The 18,410-nt window shown below is 46.1% G+C and carries 15 protein-coding genes; all 15 read left to right on the top strand.

Features of this window, described 5'->3' with window-relative positions; all coding sequences use genetic code 11:
• Positions 1-2: 2 nt before the first annotated feature.
• The 15 genes from GFB57_RS13140 (at position 3) to GFB57_RS13210 (ending at position 18,390) form a co-directional block, all read left to right on the top strand.
• Positions 3-482 (top strand): GDP-mannose mannosyl hydrolase, encoded by a 480-nt coding sequence (locus tag GFB57_RS13140; protein WP_003036744.1) that lies wholly within the window; start codon positions 3-5, stop codon positions 480-482.
• Entirely contained in the window at positions 479-1,702 is a 1,224-nt protein-coding gene (wcaI, locus tag GFB57_RS13145) for a colanic acid biosynthesis fucosyltransferase WcaI (protein WP_003036742.1), read from the top strand. Before GFB57_RS13140 ends, wcaI begins: the two co-directional genes overlap by 4 nt.
• Positions 1,703-1,704: 2 nt before the next feature.
• On the top strand, positions 1,705-3,141 hold the full coding sequence (cpsB, locus tag GFB57_RS13150; RefSeq protein ID WP_003036740.1) for a mannose-1-phosphate guanyltransferase: 1,437 nt from the start codon (positions 1,705-1,707) through the stop codon (positions 3,139-3,141).
• A gap of 135 nt (positions 3,142-3,276) precedes the next feature.
• A complete protein-coding gene (gene cpsG, locus GFB57_RS13155; RefSeq protein WP_003036738.1) occupies positions 3,277-4,647 on the top strand; it encodes a colanic acid biosynthesis phosphomannomutase CpsG in 1,371 nt (456 codons plus the stop codon).
• A 54-nt stretch (positions 4,648-4,701) separates the two neighbouring features.
• Positions 4,702-6,096, top strand: a complete 1,395-nt coding sequence (gene wcaJ, locus GFB57_RS13160) for an undecaprenyl-phosphate glucose phosphotransferase (RefSeq protein ID WP_003036736.1) — start codon at positions 4,702-4,704, stop codon at positions 6,094-6,096.
• A gap of 1 nt (position 6,097) precedes the next feature.
• Positions 6,098-7,576 carry a colanic acid undecaprenyl disphosphate flippase WzxC gene (gene wzxC / locus GFB57_RS13165; RefSeq protein WP_008324690.1) on the top strand — a complete coding sequence of 493 codons (1,479 nt, stop codon included), beginning with the start codon at positions 6,098-6,100 and terminating at the stop codon, positions 7,574-7,576.
• Between the two features lie 23 nt (positions 7,577-7,599).
• On the top strand, positions 7,600-8,880 hold the full coding sequence (gene wcaK / locus GFB57_RS13170; RefSeq protein ID WP_003031028.1) for a colanic acid biosynthesis pyruvyl transferase WcaK: 1,281 nt from the start codon (positions 7,600-7,602) through the stop codon (positions 8,878-8,880).
• Positions 8,877-10,097 (top strand): colanic acid biosynthesis glycosyltransferase WcaL, encoded by a 1,221-nt coding sequence (gene wcaL / locus GFB57_RS13175; protein ID WP_008324691.1) that lies wholly within the window; start codon positions 8,877-8,879, stop codon positions 10,095-10,097. The genes wcaK and wcaL overlap by 4 nt, the downstream gene beginning before the upstream one ends.
• Before the next feature lie 11 nt (positions 10,098-10,108).
• Entirely contained in the window at positions 10,109-11,503 is a 1,395-nt protein-coding gene (gene wcaM / locus GFB57_RS13180; RefSeq protein ID WP_003031033.1) for a colanic acid biosynthesis protein WcaM, read from the top strand.
• Between the two features lie 148 nt (positions 11,504-11,651).
• Positions 11,652-12,647, top strand: coding sequence for an NAD-dependent epimerase/dehydratase family protein (locus GFB57_RS13185; RefSeq protein WP_003031036.1), 996 nt, complete (start codon positions 11,652-11,654; stop codon positions 12,645-12,647).
• A gap of 237 nt (positions 12,648-12,884) precedes the next feature.
• Positions 12,885-13,778, top strand: coding sequence for a UTP--glucose-1-phosphate uridylyltransferase GalF (gene galF / locus GFB57_RS13190; protein ID WP_003031038.1), 894 nt, complete (start codon positions 12,885-12,887; stop codon positions 13,776-13,778).
• A 267-nt stretch (positions 13,779-14,045) separates the two neighbouring features.
• Positions 14,046-15,239: an oligosaccharide flippase family protein gene (locus GFB57_RS13195; RefSeq protein ID WP_290366807.1), complete on the top strand. Its 1,194-nt coding sequence runs from the start codon at positions 14,046-14,048 to the stop codon at positions 15,237-15,239.
• Positions 15,226-16,056: a glycosyltransferase gene (locus GFB57_RS13200; protein WP_003031043.1), complete on the top strand. Its 831-nt coding sequence runs from the start codon at positions 15,226-15,228 to the stop codon at positions 16,054-16,056. The genes GFB57_RS13195 and GFB57_RS13200 overlap by 14 nt, the downstream gene beginning before the upstream one ends.
• Before the next feature lie 19 nt (positions 16,057-16,075).
• Positions 16,076-17,290, top strand: a complete 1,215-nt coding sequence (locus tag GFB57_RS13205; protein ID WP_008324695.1) for an oligosaccharide flippase family protein — start codon at positions 16,076-16,078, stop codon at positions 17,288-17,290.
• Positions 17,287-18,390, top strand: coding sequence for a hypothetical protein (locus GFB57_RS13210; protein ID WP_003031045.1), 1,104 nt, complete (start codon positions 17,287-17,289; stop codon positions 18,388-18,390). The genes GFB57_RS13205 and GFB57_RS13210 overlap by 4 nt, the downstream gene beginning before the upstream one ends.
• The last annotated feature ends 20 nt before the right edge of the window (positions 18,391-18,410 follow it).

Below are 18,410 nucleotides of genomic sequence, written 5' to 3' on the forward strand. Positions count from 1 at the left end.
GCATGTTTTTACGTCATGAGGATTTTGCCACCGTTGTACGTTCAACTCCGCTGATTTCCATCGATTTGATCGTGGAAAACGCCCACGGTGAATTTCTGCTTGGCAAGCGCCTCAATCGTCCTGCGCAGGGGTACTGGTTTGTGCCTGGCGGTCGGGTGCAAAAAGATGAACCGCTGCACGCGGCCTTTGAGCGGCTTACTGAAGCTGAGCTGGGGTTACGTTTACCGCTGTCCGTTGCGCAGTTTTACGGTGTCTGGCAGCACTTCTATGACGACAACTTTTCCGGGAAAGATTTCTCAACGCATTACATCGTGCTGGGATTTCGTCTGCGGGTGTCGGAAAACGACCTGCAACTGCCTGACGTTCAACATGACGCGTACCGCTGGCTGGCAATTGAAGAGATTCTGGCCAGTGACCACGTGCACGACAACAGCCGGGCTTACTTCTGTGAGAAGAGTCAGGCCGGAGCACCCGGGCTATGAAGATCCTTGTGTATGGCATCAACTATTCGCCGGAGTTGACCGGTATCGGTAAATACACCGGTGAAATGGTGGAGTGGATGGCGCAACAGGGGCATGACGTACGGGTGATCACCGCGCCGCCTTATTATCCGCAGTGGAAAGTCAACGGTCGCTATTCATCCTGGCGCTACCGTCGTGAAGAGGGCGATGCCATCGTCTGGCGTTGCCCGCTGTATGTGCCTGAGCAGCCCTCCACGCTCAAGCGTCTACTGCATTTAGGCAGTTTCGCCCTGAGCAGTTTCTTCCCACTGCTGGCGCAACGCCGCTGGAAGCCGGATCGCATCATTGGGGTAGTGCCGACGCTGTTTTGTACGCCGGGAATGCGCCTGCTGGCGAAGCTGTCCGGGGCGCGCACGCTGCTGCATATTCAGGATTACGAAGTTGATGCCATGTTGGGACTTGGCATGGCGGGCAAAGGCAAGCGCGGTATGGTGGCAAAACTGGCCAGCGCCTTTGAGCGCAGTGGGCTGTTGAATATGGACCATATTTCGACCATTTCTCGCTCAATGATGAACAAAGCACAGGAAAAGGGCGTTGATGCACAGAAGGTTATTTTCTTTCCGAACTGGTCAGAAGTAGCGCGTTTTCGCGATGTGGACGCCGCTGATGCTCTGGCGTTGCGCCAGCAGCTGGGCTTGCCTGATGAAAAAAAAATCATTCTCTACTCGGGCAATATTGGTGAAAAGCAAGGGCTGGAGAGTGTGATCGACGCAGCGGCCCTGTTGAGCGAGCGGCCCTGGCTGTTTGTGATTGTCGGGCAGGGCGGGGGTAAAGCGCGGCTGGAGAGTATGGCCAGCGAACGCGGCCTGAACAATGTGATGTTCTTTCCACTGCAATCTTATGACGCGCTGCCTGCGCTGCTCAAGATGGCGGACTGTCATCTGGTGGTACAAAAGCGCGGTGCGGCGGATGCTGTACTGCCCTCCAAACTGACCAATATCCTCGCCGTTGGTGGTAACGCGGTGATTACCGCCGAGCCGGAAACCGAGCTGGGGCAGCTCTGTAACATTGTTCCAGGCATCGCAGTATGCGTGGAGCCGGAATCGGTAAACGCGCTGGTTTGCGGTATCCAACAAGCGTTGAGGATGCCAAAAGTCAATACGGTGGCACGTGACTATGCCGAACGCACGCTGGATAAAGATAACGTGCTTAGCCAATTTATTGCTGATATTCGGGGTTAATGATGAGTCAAAGCAAACTCTTTCCGGTAGTGATGGCCGGTGGCTCGGGTAGCCGTTTATGGCCTCTGTCCCGCGTATTGTATCCAAAGCAGTTCCTGTGCCTGAAAGGCGATCTCACCATGCTGCAGACAACGATCTGTCGTCTGAACGGTGTGGAGTGTGAAAGCCCGGTGGTTATCTGTAATGAACAGCACCGTTTCATCGTCGCGGAACAGCTACGGCAACTGCACAAGCTGACTGAGAACATTATTCTCGAACCCGCCGGACGTAACACGGCACCGGCGATAGCGCTGGCCGCACTGGCGGCAAAACGTCAAAGCCCGGAGGAAGATCCGCTGCTGCTGGTATTGGCGGCCGATCACATGATTGCCGACGAAGAGGCATTTCGCGAGGCGGTTCGCAATGCTATGCCCTATGCCAGTGCGGGTAAGCTGGTGACGTTTGGTATCGTGCCGGACCAGCCGGAAACGGGCTATGGCTATATCCGCCGTGGCGAGGTTTCGCCAACGAATACCGACGCAGTGGCGTTCGAAGTGGCGCAGTTTGTTGAAAAGCCCAATCTGGAAACCGCGCAGGCTTATGTGGCGAACGGCGATTACTACTGGAACAGCGGCATGTTCTTGTTCCGCGCCGGACGTTACCTGGAAGAACTGAAAAAATATCGCCCCGACATTCTTCAGGCCTGTGAGAATGCCATGAGTGCGGTTGACCCCGATCTCGATTTTATCCGCGTTGATGAACAGGCGTTTCTCGCCTGTCCGGAAGAGTCTGTGGACTATGCGGTAATGGAACGTACGGCCGATGCGGTGGTGATGCCCATGAACGCAGGCTGGAGCGATGTCGGCTCCTGGTCATCGCTGTGGGAAATTAGCGCCCATACCGCCGAAGGCAATGTGCATCATGGCGACGTCATTAGCCACAAAACGGAGAACAGCTACGTGTATGCCGAATCTGGCCTGGTGACGACCGTCGGGGTGAAGGATCTGGTGGTGGTGCAGACCAAAGATGCGGTGCTGATCGCCGATCGCAACGCGGTGCAGGACGTCAAAAAAGTGGTGGAGCAAATTAAAGCTGACGGACGACATGAACACCATATTCACCGTGAAGTTTACCGTCCGTGGGGCAAGTACGACTCCATTGATGCCGGAGACCGTTACCAGGTGAAGCGAATTACCGTTAAACCAGGTGAGGGATTGTCCGTGCAGATGCATCATCACCGGGCTGAACACTGGGTGGTGGTGGCCGGTACCGCGAAAGTGACGATCAATGATGATATCAAACTGCTCGCTGAAAACGAGTCTGTCTATATTCCGCTTGGGGCGACCCATTGTCTGGAGAATCCGGGGAAAATCCCGCTCGATCTGATTGAAGTGCGCTCCGGATCTTACCTCGATGAGGATGATGTGGTGCGGTTTGCGGACAGATACGGGCGTACCTGATGCCGGATGTGCTTCGCTTATCCAGCCTACAACACCGTAGGCCCGGGAAGCGAAGTGCGCCGGGAAATGCATTTAACACTCATTAAAAGGCTCATTAAGAGTCAGGGCCTCCTGTTGCCTGAAGAAGGGTAAATCATGACGAAATTAACCTGTTTCAAAGCCTACGATATTCGCGGCAGGCTGGGCGAAGAGCTGAATGAAGATATCGCGTGGCGTATTGGCCGCGCTTACGGTGAGTTCCTGAAGCCAAAAACGATTGTCCTCGGCGGCGATGTGCGCCTGACCAGCGAGACGCTGAAGCTGGCGCTGGCAAAAGGACTACAGGATGCGGGGGTGGATGTGCTGGATATTGGCATGTCGGGTACCGAAGAGATTTATTTCACCACCTTCCACCTGGGTATTGACGGCGGTATTGAAGTGACCGCCAGCCATAATCCGATGGATTACAACGGCATGAAGCTGGTGCGGGAAGGGGCACGGCCCATCAGCGGTGATACCGGTCTGCGCGACGTACAGCGCCTGGCGGAAGCCAACGACTTCCCGGCGGTTGATGAGACAAAACGTGGCCGCTACCAGCGTATTACTATCCGTGATGCCTACATTGACCACCTGCTGGGTTACATCAATCCCGCCAATCTGAAACCGATGAAGCTGGTGCTCAATTCCGGCAACGGCGCGGCAGGCCCTGTAGTGGACGCCATTGAAGCCCGTTTTAAAACATTGGGCGTGCCGGTCGAGTTTATCAAAATCCACAATACGCCGGATGGCAACTTCCCCAACGGTATTCCCAATCCTCTGCTGCCGGAATGTCGGGCTGACACGCGCAACGCGGTTATTGAACACGGCGCGGATATGGGGATTGCCTTCGACGGTGATTTTGACCGCTGCTTCCTGTTCGATGAAAAAGGTCAGTTCATTGAGGGCTACTACATTGTCGGCCTGCTGGCGGAGGCGTTTCTGGAGAAGAATCCGGGGGCGAAGATTATCCACGACCCGCGTCTGTCCTGGAACACCGTGGACGTGGTGACGGCGGCAGGCGGTAAACCGGTGATGTCAAAAACCGGGCACGCGTTTATCAAAGAGCGGATGCGCCACGAAGATGCCGTCTATGGCGGTGAAATGAGTGCGCATCACTATTTCCGTGACTTTGCCTACTGTGACAGCGGCATGATCCCGTGGCTGCTGGTGGCTGAACTGCTTTGTCTGAAAGGACAGTCGCTGGGCGAACTGGTCCGCGACCGGATGGTGGCCTATCCGGCGAGTGGTGAAATAAACAGCACGCTGGCAGAGCCGGCGGCAGCGATTGCGCGCGTGGAGCAGCATTTTTCCCGTGAGGCGCTGACGGTAGACAGAACGGACGGTATCAGCATGTCGTTTGTCGACTGGCGCTTCAATTTACGCTCTTCCAATACCGAACCGGTGGTGCGCCTGAACGTGGAATCGCGCGGAGATATTCCGTTGATGGAAGCGCGAACGCGCACTCTTCTGGCGTTACTGAATCAGTAATGCTGGTGCTTCCTTTGCCCGATTCTGGGCAAAGGGTGACTAACAGGAACCACGATGACACATCTAAAGAAGCGCGAGCGCGCCAAAACCAATGCGTCGTTAATTTCGATGGTGCAACGCTTTTCAGATATCACCATCATGTTTGGCGGGTTGTGGGTAATCTGCGAATTAAGCGGTTTGCCTTTCCTGTACATGCACCTGCTGGTGGCGCTGATCACGCTGGTCGTTTTTCAGATGCTCGGTGGCATAACGGATTTTTATCGCTCCTGGCGTGGTGTCAAAATGACCACTGAGCTGGTGCTGTTGCTGCAAAACTGGACGCTGAGCCTGATTTTTTGCGCAGGTCTGATCGCCTTTAATAACGATTTTGATAACCGTCTCGCCGTCTGGCTGGCGTGGTATCTGCTGTCCAGTGTTGGCCTGGTGTTGAGTCGTTCGTTTATTCGCTACGGCGCGGGATGGCTGCGCAATCGCGGGTACAACACTCGTCGAGTGGCGGTGGCAGGGGACCTGCCAGCCGGCCAAATGCTGCTGGAGAGCTTTCGCCATGAACCGTGGCTGGGGTTTGAAGTTGCAGGTATCTATCACGACCCTATCCCTGGAAAAAACTCCCGCGACTGGGCCGGTAATCTGCAACAACTGGTGGATGACGCTAAAGCCTCACGCATTCATAACGTTTATATCGCCATGTCGATGAGCGATGGTGCCAGCGTCAAAAAATTAGTGCGCGAGTTGGCCGATACCACCTGTTCAGTGCTCCTTATTCCTGATGTCTTTACCTTCAACATTCTGCATTCACGGATTGAAGAGATGAACGGCATTCCGGTGGTGCCGCTGTATGACACGCCACTCTCGGGGATTAATCGTCTGTTAAAGCGCGCGGAAGATATCGTGCTGGCTTCACTGATCCTGCTACTTATTTCCCCGGTGCTATGTGGCATAGCGCTACTGGTAAAACTGACCTCCAAAGGACCGGTGATTTTCCGCCAGACTCGCTATGGCATGGACGGCAAACCGATCAAAGTCTGGAAGTTTCGCTCAATGAAAGTGATGGAGAACGACGCGGTGGTGACGCAGGCGACGCAAAACGATCCGCGCGTTACCCCTGTGGGAAATTTCCTGCGCCGGACGTCGCTCGATGAGCTGCCGCAGTTTATTAACGTGCTCACCGGGGGGATGTCTATCGTCGGACCACGTCCGCATGCGGTGGCGCATAATGAACAGTACCGCCAACTGATTGAGGGATACATGTTACGCCATAAGGTGAAACCGGGTATTACCGGCTGGGCGCAAATCAACGGCTGGCGCGGTGAAACCGATACGCTGGAAAAAATGGAGAAACGTGTGGAGTTTGACCTCGAATACATTCGCGAGTGGAGCGTGTGGTTCGATATCAAAATTGTTTTTCTGACGATATTCAAAGGCTTTGTTAACAAAGCGGCGTATTAACATGAGCTTACGAGAAAAAACGCTTAATGGCGCAAAGTGGTCGGCGATTGCCACGGTGATCATTATTGGCCTCGGACTTATTCAGATGACCGTCCTGGCGCGAATTATTGATAACCACCAGTTCGGGTTGTTAACTGTGTCGCTGGTGATCATAGCGCTGGCCGATACGCTGTCGGATTTCGGTATCGCCAACTCAATTATTCAACGCAAAGAGATTGGTTATCTGGAGCTGACGACGCTGTACTGGCTAAACGTTGGGCTGGGTATTGTGGTATGCGTGGCGATGTTTCTGCTGAGCGAGACGATTGCCCATGTGCTCAATAACCCAGAACTGGCACCGCTCATCAAAACCTTATCACTGGCGTTTGTGGTGATACCGCACGGGCAGCAGTTTCGCGCGCTGATGCAAAAAGAGTTGGCCTTCAACAAAATTGGCATGATTGAAACCAGTTCAGTGCTGGCTGGATTTACCTTTACCGTAGTCAGCGCCCATTTCTGGCCGCTCGCGCTGATGGCCATTCTTGGGTATCTGGTGAATAGTACGCTACGTACGCTGCTGTTCGGCTATTTTGGCCGCCGGATTTACCGTCCGGGGCTACATTTTTCGCTGGCATCTGTTTCGTCGAACCTGCGTTTTGGCGCATGGCTGACGGCAGACAGCATCATCAATTACATCAATACCAACCTTTCCACGCTGGTTTTAGCCCGCACGTTGGGAGCTGGCGTGGCGGGCGGATTCAATCTCGCCTGGAACGTGGCGGTTGTCCCGCCGATAAAACTGAACCCGATTATCACCCGCGTGCTGTTTCCGGCGTTTGCCAAAATCCAGGAAGACAGCGAAAAACTACGGGTGAATTTTTACAAGCTGCTGTCAGTGGTTGGGATTATCAACTTCCCGGCACTACTGGGACTGATGGTGGTGTCGGACAACGTGGTGCCGCTGGTGTTTGGCGAGAAGTGGAACGGCATTATTCCGGTCCTGCAATTGTTGTGCATTGTGGGTTTGCTGCGCTCGGTGGGGAATCCAATAGGATCGCTCTTGATGGCGAAAGCCCGGGTCGATATCAGCTTCAAATTCAATGTGTTCAAAACCTTTCTGTTTATTCCTGCCATTTTCATTGGCGGTCATCTGGCGGGGGCGATTGGCGTGGCGCTGGGCTTTCTGTTGGTCCAGGTGATTAACACGATCCTCAGCTACTTCGTGATGATCAAGCCTGTTCTTGGCTCCAGCTACCGTCAGTACATGCTCAGTCTGTGGCTGCCGTTGTATCTCTCCTTACCAACCCTTGTGGTGAGCTATGCGTTGGGCTTAACCCTGCGCAACCAGGTGCCATTAAGCGCGCTGCTGGGGATCCAGATAGCGGCAGGAGCACTGGTGTTTGCGCTAATGATTGTGTTGTCGCGCCATCCGCTGGTGGTGGAAATAAAACGCCAACTCTGTCGCAGTGAAAAAATGAAAACCTTGCTCCGTGCGGGATAAGAACAACGTTTTAAGAGGTCATAATGAAATTACTAATTTTAGGCAACCATACCTGCGGGAACCGAGGGGATAGCGCGATCCTGCGCGGTTTGCTGGATGCCATTAACGCGTTGCGTCCCGAGACCGAAGTGGATGTGATGAGCCGTTACCCGGTGAGTTCTTCGTGGTTGCTAAACCGCCCGGTTATGGGCGACCCGCTGTATTTGCAGATGAAGCAACATAACAACGCAGCGGGTGTTATGGGGCGCGTGAAGAAAGTGCTGCGTCGTCGCTATCAGCATCAGGTACTACTCTCGCGTGTTACCGATTCCGGTAATCTGCGCAATATCGCTATCGCCCAGGGCTTTACCGATTTTGTCCGTCTGCTGTCGCGCTATGACGCCATCATCCAGGTCGGCGGATCGTTCTTTGTCGATCTGTATGGCGTGCCGCAGTTTGAACATGCCCTGTGTTCGTTTATGGCGAAAAAACCGCTGTACATGATTGGTCACAGCGTGGGGCCATTCCAGGATGAGCAGTTTAATCAACTGGCGAACTACGTGTTTGGTCACTGTAATGCGCTGATTTTACGTGAATCCGTCAGTCTGGATCTGATGAAGCGCAGCGCAATTACCACGGATAAAGTCGAAACAGGCGTGGATACGGCCTGGCTGGTCGACAACCATCATGAGGATTTTGAGCCAGGTTATTCGGTACAGCACTGGTTAGACATGGCGGCTAAACAGAAGACCGTTGCCATTACATTGCGTGAGCTGGCTCCTTTTGATAAGCGTCTGGGGACAACGCAGCAAGCCTATGAGCAAGCCTTTGGCGGGGTGGTGAATCGCATCCTTGATGAAGGTTACCAGGTGATAGCGCTGTCAACTTGCACCGGTATTGATAGTTACAACAAAGATGACCGCATGGTGGCGTTAAACCTGCGCCAGTATGTTAACGATCCGGCCCGATATCATGTGGTGATGGATGAACTTAACGATCTGGAGATGGGGAAGATTCTGGGCGCATGCGATCTGACGGTGGGGACTCGCTTGCATTCTGCCATCATCTCGATGAATTTTATGACGCCTGCCATCGCCATTAACTACGAGCACAAATCGGCCGGGATCATGCAACAACTGGGGTTACCGGAGATGGCTGTTGATATTCGTCATCTTCTCGATGGCAGTCTCGAAGGGAAGGTTGCCGATACTCTAGGACAGTTACCTGAGCTGCGCATACGTCTCGGCGACGCGGTTATGCGCGAACGCGAACGTGGGGTACGCATGGTGCAGTCGGTTTTAACGCGTATTGAGGGGGAAAAATGAAGATTGGTTTTTTTCTGCTTAAATTTCCGCTCTCCTCCGAGACATTTGTACTCAATCAGATAACCGCATTTATCGATATGGGCTACGACGTGGAGATTGTCGCTTTGCAGAAGGGCGATCTTGAAAATACTCATGCCTCCTTTAATACCTACCGTCTGGGTGAAAAAACTCGCTGGTTGCTGAATGAACCGGAAAGCAAACTGGCGAAACTGAAATATAGGGCAGCGGCGGCTCTGCACGGTATTACCCGCGCAGCGACCTGGAAAGCGCTTAATGTTGCACGCTATGGTGAGGAGGCGCGCAATCTGATTTTGGCTGCTATTTGCGGCGGGAATCCGCGAGCATTTGAGGCGGATGTCTTTATTGCTCATTTTGGGCCCGCAGGCGTAACGGCCGCCAAGCTGCGTGAGCTTGGGATGATCCGCGGAAAAATCGCCACGGTATTTCATGGGGTTGATGTTTCGCACCGGGGCGTTTTGGCCCGCTATACCCCTGAGTATCAGCAACTGTTTCAACGTGGAGATTTGATGTTACCCATCAGCAATCTCTGGGCCGGACGTTTAAAAAACATGGGATGCCCGCCGCAAAAAATCGCGGTTTCGCGTATGGGCATTGATATGACGCGTTTTACCCCTCGCCAACTAAAAGCACCAGCCGCACCGCTGGAAATAATCTCTGTCGCCCGGTTAACCGAGAAAAAAGGACTGCACCTCGCCATCGAAGCTTGTCGTCAGTTAAAAGAGCAAGGCATCTCATTTCGCTATCGCATTCTGGGGATTGGCCCGTGGGAGCGTCGGTTGCGGACGCTGATCGAGCAATATCAGCTTGATGATATGATTGAGATGCCCGGCTTTAAACCCAGTCATCAGGTAAAGCAGATGCTTGAACAGGCGGATGTCTTTTTGCTGCCCTCAATCACCGGAAGGGATGGCGACATGGAGGGGATCCCGGTGGCGCTGATGGAGGCGATGGCGGTGGGTATTCCGGTGATTTCCACTGTTCACAGCGGGATCCCGGAGCTGGTCGAGTCGGGTAAATCAGGCTGGCTGGCACCGGAAAACGACGCGCAGGCACTGGCAGAACGTTTAGCGGCATTTAGCCTGCTCGACAGTAAGCAGGTACAGTCGATTGTGCAGTGTGCGCGCGAAAAAATTGAAAATGAATTTAATCAGTTAGCTATCAATAAACAGTTAGCTAGTCTGCTGCAAACGATGTAAATCGAGGTTGTATGTCAGAGAACAAACTCTCACGCCGTACTTTTCTGACGGCGGGCTCTGCGCTTGTCGTACTGCATACTCCCGTTGTTCGCGCGCTTGAATCATCGGGGAGCGTCAATATTCAGGATTACAACCCACAGGATTGGGTGGCCTCTTTCAGGCAGGCGTTCAAAGAAGGGCAAATGGTCGTCGTACCAAAAGGCCTGGAATGTAAGGATCTCAATACTGCTATTGTTATTCCGCCAGGCAAAACGCTCTTCCTGCAAGGGCGAATAAGTGGCAATGGCCGTGGGCGCTTTGTTCTGCAGGATGGATGCAAAGTGGTGGGCGAGCAGGGCGGGAGCCTGAAGAACGTTACCCTGGATGTACGTGGTTCGGACTGTGTAATAAAAGGGATTGCCATGAGCGGTTTCGGTCCGGTGACGCAAATCTATATCGGCGGTAAAACTTCAAGGCTGATGCGTAATCTGATTATCGATGATATTACTGTCACGCGTGCTAACTATGGGATATTGCGTCAGGGTTTTCATAACCGAATGGATGGCGTAAAGATCACAAACTGCCGTTTTAGCGATCTACAGGGGGATGCCATTGAGTGGAATGTTGCGATCAACGACAGCAACATCCTGATTTCTGACCATGTCATCGAACGTATCAACTGTACTAACGGCAATGTGAACTGGGGCATCGGTATCGGGCTGGCAGGCAGTACCTATGATAATAGCTATCCAGATGAACTGGCGGTAAAAAACTTCGTGGTGGCGAACATCACCGGTACCGACTGTCGGCAGTTAGTTCATGTTGAGAACGGCAAACACTTTATTATTCGTAATATAACCGCGCGAAATATCACCCCGGATTTCAGTAAGAAAGCGGGCATTGATAATGCGACGGTTGCTATTTATGGATGTGATAACTTCGTGATTGATAATATCAATATGGAGAACAGCGCAGGTATGCTCATTGGTTATGGCGTCATCAAAGGTCGATATTTATCCATTCCACAAAATTTTAAGCTAAATAATATCCATCTCGATAACACCAAACGTGAATACAAATTACGCGGAATTCAGATCTCCTCTGGTAATGCAACGTCATTCGTGGCCATCACCAACGTGGAGATGAAGCATGCCACGCTTGAGTTGCACAACCAACCGCAGCACCTTTTTTTACGTAACATCAGGGTGATGCAGCAATCGGCCACGGGGCCCGCACTTAAGATGCACTTCGATCTGCGCCAGGACGTACGCGGTAAGTTTATGGCTAAACAGGACACGCTACTCTCGCTGGCCAATGTTCATGCAGTAAACGAAGTCGGGCAAAGTTCAGTTGACATCGACCGTATAAACCATCAGGTAGTGAATGTCGAAGCGGTGAATTTTCGACTACCGGGGCAGGGGAGGTAACCCCACTATATTCTTACTGGATATCATTGGCTAAAAGATTATAATCACCCAATTACTGTTAAAGCTGGGGCTGGGCAGCATTGACTACTCAGGGAAGACGCTCATCTTTATCATATGTTTCTTGTGTTACGAACAGACAAAGTGATTTATGAACGATAAAGTTTTGCTCATCGGTGCCTCCGGATTCGTGGGGACCAGACTCCTGGAGACGGCTGTTGCGGATTTTGATATCAAGAATCTGGATAAACAGCAGAGTCATTTCTATCCGCAAATCACGCAAATCGGCGATGTTCGCGACCAACAAATTCTGGATCAGGCGCTTTCAGGCTATGACACAGTCGTGTTGTTAGCGGCTGAACACCGTGATGATGTCAGTCCTACTTCACTCTACTATGATGTGAATGTTCAGGGGACGCGCAATGTATTGGCCGCTATGGAGAAAAATGATGTTAAGAACATCATTTTCACCAGCTCTGTCGCAGTTTATGGTCTGAACAAAATCAACCCTGATGAAAACCATCCTCACGATCCTTTCAACCACTACGGTAAAAGCAAGTGGCAAGCGGAAGAGGTTCTCCGTGAATGGCATGCTAAAGCTCCAAATGAACGTTCGCTGACCATTATCCGCCCGACGGTTATCTTTGGCGAGCGCAACCGCGGCAACGTTTATAATCTGCTGAAGCAGATAGCTGGCGGTAAGTTTATGATGGTTGGAGCTGGTACGAATTATAAATCAATGGCTTATGTAGGCAATATTGTTGAGTTTATCAAGTATAAACTGAAGAATGTGACAGCTGGTTATGAGGTTTATAATTACGTTGATAAACCTGATCTCAATATGAATCAACTGGTTACAGAAGTTGAACAGAGCTTAAGTAAAAAAATCCCCTCAGCACACTTACCTTACGCTTTAGGTATGTTAGGTGGTTATTGCTTTGATATTTTGGGTAAAGTGACAGGCAAAAAATATGCAGTCAGCTCAGTGCGTGTGAAGAAGTTCTGCGCCACCACACAGTTTGATGCAACGAAAGTCCACTCATCCGATTTTGTTGCTCCTTACACGCTGTCTCAGGGGCTGGATCGCACTTTAAAATACGAATTTTTGCACGATAAGAAAGATGACATTACGTTTGTCTCTGAGTGATTGTGGTTTGTAGAGTGTCTGGAGCTTAGTTAACTTCGATTTTTCGGAAATGCTATAAAACTGACGAGATGAGTTTGTTTCCGAGGAATCCGAGTTCACCTTGGCGCTGGTGAAGTGTAGAGTTTGCATTCGGTTTACCTTAACCCAGTTATTTCGTGTTAAGGATGGAGCCAGCAATACTGGCTAACGTACGGCTAAAGTCTATACTTTATCAGCCGTTAAGAGGTAGGAGAGAGAATGACTAATTTGAAAGCAGTTATCCCGGTAGCGGGCCTGGGGATGCATATGTTGCCAGCCACGAAGGCAATCCCTAAAGAGATGCTGCCGATCGTTGACAAGCCGATGATTCAATACATTGTCGACGAAATTGTAGCTGCAGGTATCAAAGAAATCGTTCTGGTGACTCATGCGTCTAAGAACGCCGTTGAGAACCACTTCGACACCTCTTACGAACTCGAATCGTTGCTTGAGCAGCGTGTTAAGCGTCAGCTATTAGCCGAGGTACAGTCTATTTGTCCTCCCGGCGTGACTATTATGAACGTTCGTCAGGCACAGCTGCTCGGTCTGGGTCATTCCATTCTTTGTGCTCGCCCAATTGTTGGGGACAACCCGTTCGTCGTGGTGCTTCCTGATGTTGTTCTTGATAATGCGAGTGCAGATCCCCTGCGCTACAACCTTGCTGCCATGGTTGCTCGTTTTAATGAAACCGGGCGCAGTCAGGTGCTGGCAAAACGTATGGAGGGGGATCTTTCTGAGTACTCTGTTATCCAGACCAAAGAGCCTTTAGACAACGAAGGCAAAGTCAGCCGCATCGTTGAATTCATTGAGAAACCAGATCAGCCGCAGACTCTGGATTCCGATCTGATGGCCGTAGGGCGCTATGTGCTTTCGGCTGATATTTGGGCTGAATTAGAGCATACACAACCTGGTGCCTGGGGTCGTATTCAGCTGACTGATGCCATTGCAGAGTTGGCTAAAAAACAATCTGTCGATGCGATGTTGATGACGGGCGACAGCTACGACTGCGGTAAAAAAATGGGCTATATGCAGGCGTTCGTCAAGTATGGTCTGCGGAATCTGAAAGAAGGGGCGAAGTTCCGGAAGGGGATTGAGAAGTTGTTGAGTGAATAAGATGAACAATTACGAATAGTACAGATTAAAAACTTCGCTAGACGGTAGTGGTACTTGCTATTAATAGTAATTTGTATTATCAAAATATGGTTATTGGCTCATTAGTATGATAGCAAGTATTTTTCTTTTTAGATAAATATTTAGTAAGAAAATTTGAAATTGTGTTTATGGATACCCTAGGTTAGCCATACTTATGATGAGTAATGAAGTGCATTGGTAGCTTTAAGCCAGGGGCGGTAGCGTTATCTCTTACTAAGAGTAAATATATTGACATTACTTAAAGATAGCATGATTTATCTCATCGGTGAGATATTTTCAAAATTATTTCCTTTTTTATTATTGCCATATTTGACCAGGCAATTGGGACCTGCGGAGTATGGAAGTTTATCTTATTTTATGGCTGTAATTACACTATTAAGTATAATTATAGGTCTAGTACAACAAGATGTTGTTTCTAGATTCTATTTCTTTTATGGCAATAAAAGTGTATATAACATATTATTCGCAGGCATTACGCTCTCTACAATTATGTATATGAGTGTTGTTTCTATCGGGATTTATTTTAAGCACCCTGTTTTGTCACTATTAGCAACGGTGGCACTTTTTCAATCACTGCTTCAAGCTGGACTATCACTATTACAATGCCAAAAAAAAGCATTTAATTATGTATTAATCCAATCGCTTGTGACTTTAATAGGTTTTTTTGCCACTTTGTTTTTTTTTGAATTTATTCAAAAGGATGCTGAATATCGAATAATTTCATTAGCAATTGGAAATGCAATTGGATATTTAATTTTATTGTTTTTTTTGTTAAGAAGAAAGAAATTCAAAATAAAGCCATTAATCTTTCATAGATATATTATACATGCGATATGCTATGCGGCACCACTTATAATACATCACCTTTCTTATTATGTTAAAGGTCAATTTGATAGGGTGTTTATTAATAATCATTTTTCTTCTGCGCAATTAGGTGTATATTCCGCTGGGCTTCAATTGTCAATGATTTTACCCGTGCTTAATAGCGACTATAATAATGTCCAAGCATTAAAATATTATATAAAAATGTCTCGTAGCATGGGATTGGAACTTGTTGTTAAAGTACACCCAGCGGAAAGGAATGCTGAATTTATCAATAAAATTAAAGAGATAATTCAAGAAGAAGATGGGGTTTATATTTCAAATAGAAATACATTTGAGCTTATTCTTGGATCAAAATGTGTAGGCGTTAATAACTCTACGGTTGGATTTGAAGCAATCATTTGTGGAAAGGAAACTTTTTTTATTGGTAAAACATTCTACTCAAAATTAGTGGATCCTGTGTGGCGATATTATTATATATATAACTATTTAATTAATATTGATTCATTTACTGGAGTTACTGTGGAAAATAATATTATTTCTAAACTAAATGACTTAGTGAAAATGAAGGAAAAGGTAATTGAGCATGGCAAATCTTGATGTTGGTTTTTCGGTACTGATGTCTCTTTATAATAAAGAATCTCCAAGTTCCTTAGATTTGTGTTTTCTTAGTTTATATGAACAGACAACAAAAGCTAATGAGATTGTACTAGTCTTGGATGGTTTTATTGATGAAAAATTAAAATCGATAATTTGCTACTGGGAAAACTATTTACCTTTAAAGATTGTACCTCTTGAGTCAAATGTTGGATTAGGTAGAGCATTAAATATTGGATTGCAACATTGTTCATATGATTTTATTGCAAGAATGGATACGGATGATCAATGTGTAAAAGATAGATTTGAAAGACAGATTAAAATTTTATCTGAAAGAGATGAGCTGAGTATCGTTGGAAGTGATATAATAGAATACGATGAAAATATTAAAGTTGAAATTAGCCGGAGAGTAGTTCCACATAATGACAGTGGGATCAAAAGAAAAGCAATATATGGTAACCCGTTTAACCATATGACTGTAATGTTTAGGAAGGATAGAATAATTTCTGCTGGAGGTTATGTTCACCACTTATTTATGGAGGATTATAATCTTTGGTTGAGATTAATAGCTTCTAACAATATGATGGAAAATATGGCAATTCCTTTAGTTAAAGTACGAGCAGGGCAAAATATGTTGGGTAGAAGAAGAGGTCTTAAATATATAGCTAGCGAATGGGAGTTATATTTACTTAAGAATAAACTAGGCATAAACAATATAATTTTTGGCTTCTTTATATTCTGTGCTAGAGCAATTCCTAGACTTATACCAACATTCTTGTTGACATATTTATATAAATTAATTAGATCTAAGAAAAAATGAATAATCAGTAGAGGTTATTTTGATTGCTTTCATAAAAAAAATATTGATTGTTTTTTCTGGAAATATATCAACAAGCGTAGGGAGTTTTTTGCTGGCTTCTATTGTTATAAAAAAATATGACACTACAACGTATGGCAATTTCATTATTTTTCAAACTTTTTTTCTAATAGGTCTTAATGCTTTAAGACCTATTACATGGCAAGCTTATATAAGGTTTTCAGAGAGCAATAAAAACCAATATACAATACCTTCGTTAATAATAGATCTTATATTTTCTATAATTGTGGCATTTATTATATATGCTCTGATTGGCTACTTTTGCGAAATTGGATATTCTATTCATCTTGTATTTATACTAATCTTGAGTTTGTTTTTCATACAGAATGGTACTATAATCGGGATCTTACGAAAAAAAAATGAGTTTGGATTTATTTCTTGTTGTTATATTATTTCAATGTTAGCCAAATTGGTCGGCATATTTATGTTGAGCCACTCAAATGCTGAAGCTATATTCATGTACACATTGTATGTAGATTTAGCTTGTTGGAGCGTCCTCACATTATATGTATTGAAAAAAAACAATAGTAATTTACTCGAAACTATTATAATAACAAAGCTTGAAATAATAGATTATTTCAAATTTAGTTGTTGGGGAACTGTTCATGCCATAATTGATTTGCCTGTGACACAGTTGGATAAATTTATAGTCGCTACTTTCTTAGGGCCTAATTCTGTGGCTATATATAATATAATAAAAAGGCTTGGTTCGATTATGGAGCAAATATCTGAACCAATTAACCAGATTCTTTATCCTAGATTTACAGAGATTATAAAAAATAATGATATTAATGATGTTTTTGTAATTGCAAAAAAAATAATTTTGCTGGTTTTTTGTTTGTCTATTTTTATTTTAATATTTTATTATTTAAGTATCAATTGGTTTGATGTTAAGTTTTTTAATGAACAACTTTTTAATTATCGATGGGTTATTTTTATTTTTCTGGTTGGTCAAAGCATAGTATTAATGCTCAGTTGGTTAAACCCATTTTCGGTTGCCTTAGGCCTAATGAAAGAAAATATGATTACATTGATTATCACAAATACTATTCACTGTATTGTGATATTTTCGTTGACTAAGTATATTGGTTTTGTTGGCGCTGTTTTTTCCGTATTTATTCAGTATGCCATATTTTATTTTTTCAAAATTCTATTTATAAAGAGAAAGTTATCATGAGGAATGCGAATAAAAAATTAATATCATCTTCTTTATGTCTTCTTTTTATTGTAATTTTATTTGCTAATGTATTAAAAATCAGTTACGGTGATAATGTTTTTTTGAAGCAATCAGGAGATTTAGGACTACTATATAAATTAATATTCTGGGTGTTGTGTGGTTTTTATATTCTTATTGGTAGCATAGCGTTTAGTTTAAATGTGAGAGCAATATTTCTTTTTGGTTTGCTCTTGCTGATGATTGTTTCAATTTATTTTAATATTAATAATTTTATTTTTTGGCTTGTTCTTGTTTTTTGGGGGGTCAGTAGTAATGTTTTGTCCAATGCAAGATTTAAACTTTTATATTTATTTTTAATATCGTTAATCATAGTTGTCTTCTTTACTACATCTTTATGGAATAATGGTAGTTTTTTTTACGATGTACGATATGGAATGATAGCAACATTTGGTTTTGAAAATCCAAATTCATTTCCGCAGTTGCTGGTGATACTATATTTGCTATTAGCTAGTTCAATTTTTAGAGCATTTTTCTGTTCAGTTGCATTTTTTTCTTTAGCGTTAATTTTTACAACTATTCACACAAGAAGCTTTTATTTATTAATACTTATTTTTCCATTTATATTTCTCTTTTTGAAATTTTCTGGAAAGCTAAATAAATTAGCAGTTTTGTATCCAACTCTGTTGATTGTAGCTACATTGTTTGTTACTTATAATGCAGGTGAATTTTCTTATTTGAATAAACTACTTTCAGGACGACTATACTTTTCCAGCCTGGCTATTGCTGATATGGATTCGGTTCAAAAAATAATCTTCGGCATGCCAGACATGAGTGATGTAGATTATCCTCTTGATGTGTCATACGTTTCCGTTTACCATAATCATGGGTTGTTTGGGATATTGCTAATTCTATTTTTATATACTAAGTCAATTATTGAGTTACAAAAACATAAGAACATAAAGGGATTGGCTATTATTATAGGTTTTTTGTCTTATGCAGTGGTGGAAAATGTGTTGATTAATTTAACTTTGAATTTTTCGCTTTATTATATATTCATGTCTATTAGTAAAAAACGCACTCAGACTGAGTTGTTTAAGTGACATTCTTAATGTTAACTTAG

It is taken from the genome of Citrobacter sp. S39 (assembly GCF_009495675.1).
GTDB lineage: Bacteria > Pseudomonadota > Gammaproteobacteria > Enterobacterales > Enterobacteriaceae > Citrobacter > Citrobacter freundii.